Origin of the sequence: Streptomyces poriferorum, from assembly GCF_019399235.1 — a bacterium.
Lineage (GTDB): Bacteria > Actinomycetota > Actinomycetes > Streptomycetales > Streptomycetaceae > Streptomyces > Streptomyces poriferorum.
The window spans coordinates 1-5,984 of record NZ_JAELVH010000349.1 but is presented as its reverse complement, the minus strand read 5'-3'; the positions used below and the strand labels follow the sequence as shown (position 1 = coordinate 5,984).

Here is a 5,984-nt window from a genome sequence, read left to right as displayed (position 1 = left end):
CTCCCGGCCCGCGCCCTCCCGCAGAAGCGTTCTCGCCACCGGCACCGCGCTCGGCGGAGCCCTCGTGGTGGGCGCCGTCGCCGTTCCCGCCCGGGCCGCGGCCCCGTCGGCCGCCGCGGCCGCCCCCGTCGTGGTGCACTCCCCCGCGGACAGCTGGAACACCGTCCTCGACGATGCCGACCTGCGCTGGCAGCGGATGCCGAAGACCTGGTACGAAGGCCCGTACCTGGGCAACGGGCGGCTCGGCTCCGGTATCTACGCGGAGCCCGGTGCCGAGACCACGGCGATCCGCTTCAACGTCCAGCACTCCGAGGTCCAGGACCACCGGCCCGAGTTCGGTTCGCTCTTCGGCCTGGCGCGGCTCCCGATCGGCCACTTCACCCTGGAGCCGGCCGGCACCATCACGGGCGTCGACTGGCGGATGCGGCTGCACACCGCCGAGTTGCAGGGCACCGTCACCACCTCGGCCGGCACCCTCACGCTCCGCGCCTTCGTGCAGTCGACCGGTGACGTGCTGGCCGTCGAGGTGACCCCGAGCTCCGGCGAGAAGGACTTCCGCTGGGTCTTCCACCCGGCCGAGGCGATCAGCCCCCGGGCCGCCTTCAAGCCGCTGCCGGACGGTTACACGGGCAACCCCCCGGCTGTCGTCGAGGAGCACGGCCGGGCGACCGCGGCCGTGCAGTCGCTGCTCGCGGGCGGATCGCACGCCACCGCCTGGCGCGAGCGGACACGCGGCGCCGCCCGCACCCTGTACGTGACGGTCGCCCACTCCCACCCCGGGAACACCGCCCGTGCCCGCGCGCTGCGTACGGTCACGGCCGCCTCCGCCCTTCCGTACCCCCTGCTCGCCGCCCCGCACCGCGCCTGGTGGGACCGCTTCTACCGCAGGAGCTTCCTGTCGCTGCCCGATGCCCGGCTGCAGCGCTTCTACTGGATCCAGCTGTACAAAACGGCGTCGGCCGCGCGCAAGGACGCCCCCGTGATGGCCACCTCGGGCCCCTGGCTGGAGCCCACGCCGTGGCCCAACACCTGGTGGAACCTCAACGTCCAGCTGGAGTACTGGCTGATCCACGGCTCCAACCACCTGGAGCTCGACGCCGTCACCCGGGCCCTGAGCGAGTTCCGCGAGCAGCTCTCCCGCGAGGTCGCCGCCCCCTACCGGGCCGACTCCGCCGGCATCCCCCGCACCACCGACCCGCAGCTGGTCAACGGTGCCGCGGTCGCCGACGGCGGCTACGGCGTCGGCATCCCCGGCCAGGACCCGCCCACCCCCGAGGTCGGCAACCTGACCTGGGCCCTGCACAACGTGTGGCTCTCCTACCGCCACACGATGGACCGGTCCGTCCTGCGCGACACCCTCTTCCCGCTGCTGCGCAAGGCCGTCAACTACTACCTGCACTTCCTCGCCCCGGGCGCCGACGGCAGGCTGCACCTCCCGGCGACCTTCTCCCCCGAGTACGGCGTCAACGCACCCGACTGCAACTACGACCTCATGCTGCTGCGCTGGGGCTGCCGCACCCTGCTCGACTCGGCACGCGAACTGGACGTCCACGATCCGCTGACCGCCCGCTGGCAGGAGGTGCTGGCCAGGCTCGCCCCGTACCCGGTCGACGAGAACGGCTACATGATCGGGGCCGGGGTGCCCTTCGCGAAGTCCCACCGCCACTACTCGCACATGCTCGCCGTCTATCCGCTGTACGAGGTCACCGGCGCGGACGCCACCGAACGCGCCCTGATCGAGAAGTCCCTCGCCCACTGGGTCGGCTTCGAGGGCGCGCTGCAGGGCTACACCTTCACCGGTGCCGCCTCCATGTCGGCGCTGCTCGGCAAGGGCGAGGACGCGCTCACGTACCTGGGTCAGCTGATGAGCCGGTTCATCCAGGCCAACACCATGTACAAGGAGTCCGGCCCCGTCATCGAGACGCCGCTGTCGGCCGCCCAGTCGCTCCACGACATGGTCTGCCAGTCCTGGGGCGACACCATCAGGGTCTTCCCCGCCCTGCCCGCCGCCTGGCGGGACCTGACCGTCCACGACTTCCGCACCCAGGGCGCGTTCCTGCTCAGCGCCGTGCGGGAGGACGGCCGGACCCGCTGGGTACGGCTGACGAGCGAGGCGGGCGCGCCCTGCGTCGTCCGGCACGGCATCGAGGGCGCCATCGAGGTCCGGGACCGGCACGGGCGCCCCCTGGCCCACGCGGAACTGGACGGCGGTGCGGTACGCATCCGGCTGCGCAAGGGCGAATCGGCGCTGATCACCGCTGCCGGCGACCGCCCGGACCTGACCGTCCGCCCGGTCGCGGCGAACGGACCCGCACCGAGCTGGGGCCTGCCGGCCTGATCCCGTTACGCGGGCACCCGGTCCATGGCCTCCGCACGGCGTACGCCGTAGGAGCGCCAGGGCCGCCACAGCTCCGAGCCGGGCGTCCCGTGCGGGTCCACATCGGGATCGCCCAGGCCGCGCATCCGGATCAGCTTCGCGGTGGCCGCGTCGATGCCGGGCAGCCGCAGCAGCGCCTGTTCGGCCGCGTCCCGGTCGGCGCCCGCGTCGAGCCGTACGTCGCCGTCGGCGAGGGCGGTGGCGAGGGCCCGCAGCGCCGGGTCGGACACCGCGCCGGCCAGGACGCCCGGTTCGGGGAACACATGGGTGAGCCCGCCGCAGGAGACGTCCAGGACCTTTCCGTACAGTTCGACCAGCTCACCGGCGGCCGCCGGACCCACCAGGGCCCGGACGGCGAACTCATCGGGGTCCGCCGTGCCGGGCGAGCGCACCCCTGGGCGGACGGCCACCCCGGCCGCGAGCATCGGATCGGCGCCGAGCAGCTCGTCCACGGCGTACGGGTCGGCGTCCAGGTCGAAGAGGCGGCGCAGCCGCTGCACGGCGGTGGTCAGATCGCGCAGGTCCGTGAGGTGGATGCGGGCCTCCAGCCAGGAACCGGCGGACCGCTCGTCGACGGCGGCGATCCCGGTGCCGTGCGGCAGGCGCAGGGTGCGGCGGTATGTCCGGGCGCCGGGCTCCCCGCTGACCTCCTCGATCCGGGCGACCGTCTCTCCTGCGAGCAGATCGAAGACCTCGCGCGCCGCGTACGGGCCCCGGTGCGCGAGCCGGAGCGGAATCCCGGTGGTGCGGGCCTGCCTGGGCGCGGCGCCGAGCCCGGTTCCGGCCTCGGTGCGCAGCTCGCTCGGGGTGCGCGCGTAGATCTGCCGGACGGTCTCGTTGAACTGGCGGACGCTGGCGAAACCGGCCGCGAAAGCGATCTCGGTGACGGGCAGCCCGGTGGTCTGGAGCAGGACCCGTGCGGTGTGCGCGCGCTGGGCGCGGGCCAGGGCGACCGGCCCGGCGCCCAGTTCCGCGTTGAGCTGGCGCTGGACCTGCCGTGAGCTGTAGCCGAGCCGGTGGGCGAGGCCGGGGACGCCTTCCCGGTCCACCACTCCGTCGCCGATCATGCGCATGGCACGGCCGACCACGTCCGCCCGGACGTTCCAGTCCGCGGAGCCGGGCACGGCGTCCGGGCGGCAGCGTCTGCACGCCCGGAAGCCGTTGCCCTGTGCGGCGGCCGCGGTCGGGTAGAAGCGGACGTTCTTCCGCTTGGGGGTGACGGCGGGGCAGCTCGGCCGGCAGTAGATGCCGGTCGTCTCGACGGCGAAGAAGAACTCCCCGTCGAAACGTGCGTCGCGGCTGCTCACCGCCTCGTATCTGGTCTCTTCGTCCATCACACCGTCCAGTGTGCGCCACCGGACCCGGCCGCACTCGCGGTTTTCGGACGCCGACCAGGGGGGCTCCGGCTACCGCACCTGGCGGCCTCGCTTCGCCTCCCAGTTGGCCATGCCCTCGGCCCCCTTGCGCTTCCAGTCGCGGCGGATCTCGGACCGGACCCGGGCATCGGTCTTGGCGACGATGCGCTGGTTCTCGCGCAGCAGCTTGCGATAGCTGTCGTAGCGCCGCTCGGGCAGCGTTCCGTCCTCGATCGCCGCCAGCACCGCGCAGCCCGGCTCGGCGGCGTGGGAGCAGTCCTGGAACCGGCACTGCGCGGCCAGCTCCTCGATCTCGGAGAACACCTGGCCGACGCCGGTCTCCGCGTCCCACAGGCCGACCCCGCGCAGCCCCGGGGTGTCGATCAGCACGCCGCCGGAGGGCAGGACCAGCAGGTTGCGGGTCGTGGTGGTGTGCCGGCCCTTGCCGTCCACGTCACGGGTGGTCCGCACCTCCATCTCGTCGTGCCCGAGCAGGGTGTTGGCGAGCGTGGACTTGCCCGCGCCGGAGGCACCGAGCAGCACGCTCGTACCGCCGGAGACGATCGCGGAGAACACGTCGACGCCCTCACCGGTGGCGGAGCTGACGGGCAGCACCTGCACACCCGGCGCGAGACGCTCGACGTCCTGGACGAGATGGGACAGGGTCACGGCGTCCGGGACCAGGTCGGCCTTGGTCAGGACGACGAGGGTCTCGGCGACGCCGTCCCCGGCCGGTGCCGCGTCACGGAGCAGCGCGTCGCCACCGCTGCTGGACATGGCCAGGGCGAGGAACCGCTCCACCCGGCCCAGGTCGAGCTCCACCGCCAGCGAGACGCAGATGGCGATGTGGTCGACGTTGGTGGCGAGCACCTGGCCCTCGGAACGCTTGGACGAGGTCGAGCGGACGAAGGCCGTGCGCCGCGGCAGCAGCGTACGGACGAACTGCGGGTCACCGTCGGGGTCGACGGCCGCCCAGTCCCCCGTGCAGACGATCCGCATCGGGTCACGGGGCACGACGAACGCGGTGTCCGCGCGGACCGTGCCCTGCGGGGTGACGATGTCGCACTGCCCGCGGTCGACGCGCACCACGCGTCCCGGCACCAGGCCCTGTTCGGCGTACGGGGCGAACTCGGCCGCCCAGTCGTCGTCCCAGCCGTAGGCGGACAGGGGGTGCGACGACGAGGAGCCCTGAAGAGTGGAGAAGGAGGAAGAAGAGGAAGACGGGAAAGACAAGGGAAACCCTTCACAGGGTGGCCCCGGCGGTGCGCGCTACGGCGCGGAGGTTCTGAGGAAGGTCAGCCGGTGGCCACGGGGGTGGGAACGATGCTCTTCGGCTTGTGGGCAGCGCCCATCGCGGCGACAGTCATCAATGTCCTCACCTCCGGTTTCACGCACGGTCCGGCAGCGGCGGTCTTCTCCGCCGTCCCTCACGCCGCACACGATAGCCCGCGGTGGCCGGGCGGCGTCAACGGATTTATCGCGGTGCTCCGTTCCGGTGTGCCGGAACGGAGCCCTTCAGCCGGAATATCACATGCCCTCCCTCGATCGGGTGATACGCATGGAGATCGACCGGTCGCGGACGGTTAGGGTGCCGGACATGACCTCCCCCCAGACAGCCCCCGGCACGTTCACCCAGGCCCAGTTGGGCACGCTCATCCTGATCGGCTGGAGCGGCGAGCACCCCCACGACGGGCACGACGTCGCCTTCCTGCTCGCCTACTCGCTGGGCGACGGATCGGAAGGACCCGCGGTCGGCGAGGCCGCCATGCGTATCGCCCTGGACCGCTGCGGACTCCCGGCCGGCGGCGGCACGGTGCGCGCCGACGAGACGCCCGGCCTGCCGGTGAAGCTCCTCGTCCAGGCGGGCCAGGCCGTCCTGACCCTGCCTCACTTCAAGGCCCAGTACCCCGTGCCGCCCCAGTGGCTGGCGGCCGCCACCGCGCAGGGCGAGGTGCACGCGATGTTCGCGACCCGGCCGTGGCCGCAGGGCGCGCCGGGACTCCCGGTGGGCGAGGAGGAGCTGCGTCTCTTCGCGGGCGACCCCGAGGTCATCGCGAGCTCCGCCCACTGCGTTCTTCCGGTACGCAGCCTGGGCTGACCGTCCTAGGTCCTTCCGGTACGCAGCCTGGGCCGACCGTCCCCCGGCGCGACGATGCCCACCGCCCCCCGTGGAGCGGTGGGCATCCGTATGCTCGGCGCCTCACCCACGCACCGCGGGCGGCCCGGTACCTGCCGGGCCGCCCGCGGTGCGT

4 protein-coding genes are annotated in these 5,984 nt (G+C 73.0%); 2 read left to right on the top strand and 2 right to left on the bottom strand.

Annotated features, from left to right (window positions below):
- A partial coding sequence (locus tag JGS39_RS35370; protein WP_236065882.1) for a glycosyl hydrolase family 95 catalytic domain-containing protein occupies positions 1-2,338 on the top strand: 2,338 nt, incomplete at its 5' end.
- 5 nt (positions 2,339-2,343) lie between these two features.
- Here JGS39_RS35370 and JGS39_RS35365 read toward each other — a convergent pair.
- Both JGS39_RS35365 and rsgA read right to left on the bottom strand, forming a co-directional pair.
- On the bottom strand, positions 2,344-3,711 hold the full coding sequence (locus tag JGS39_RS35365) for a DNA-3-methyladenine glycosylase 2 family protein (RefSeq protein ID WP_219573857.1): 1,368 nt from the start codon (positions 3,709-3,711) through the stop codon (positions 2,344-2,346).
- A gap of 72 nt (positions 3,712-3,783) precedes the next feature.
- On the bottom strand, positions 3,784-4,965 hold the full coding sequence (gene rsgA / locus JGS39_RS35360; RefSeq protein WP_219573856.1) for a ribosome small subunit-dependent GTPase A: 1,182 nt from the start codon (positions 4,963-4,965) through the stop codon (positions 3,784-3,786).
- A gap of 364 nt (positions 4,966-5,329) precedes the next feature.
- Between rsgA and JGS39_RS35355 the strand changes: the two genes are divergently transcribed.
- Positions 5,330-5,830, top strand: a complete 501-nt coding sequence (locus JGS39_RS35355) for a DUF5949 family protein (RefSeq protein ID WP_219573855.1) — start codon at positions 5,330-5,332, stop codon at positions 5,828-5,830.
- Positions 5,831-5,984: the final 154 nt, after the last annotated feature.

Excerpts from the sequence above, each read along its gene's own strand:
- JGS39_RS35365 (WP_219573857.1), bottom strand. The coding sequence starts at position 3,711 with ATGGACGAAGAGACCAGATACGAGGCGGTGAGCAGCCGCGACGCACGT.
- JGS39_RS35355 (WP_219573855.1), top strand. The coding sequence starts at position 5,330 with ATGACCTCCCCCCAGACAGCCCCCGGCACGTTCACCCAGGCCCAGTTG.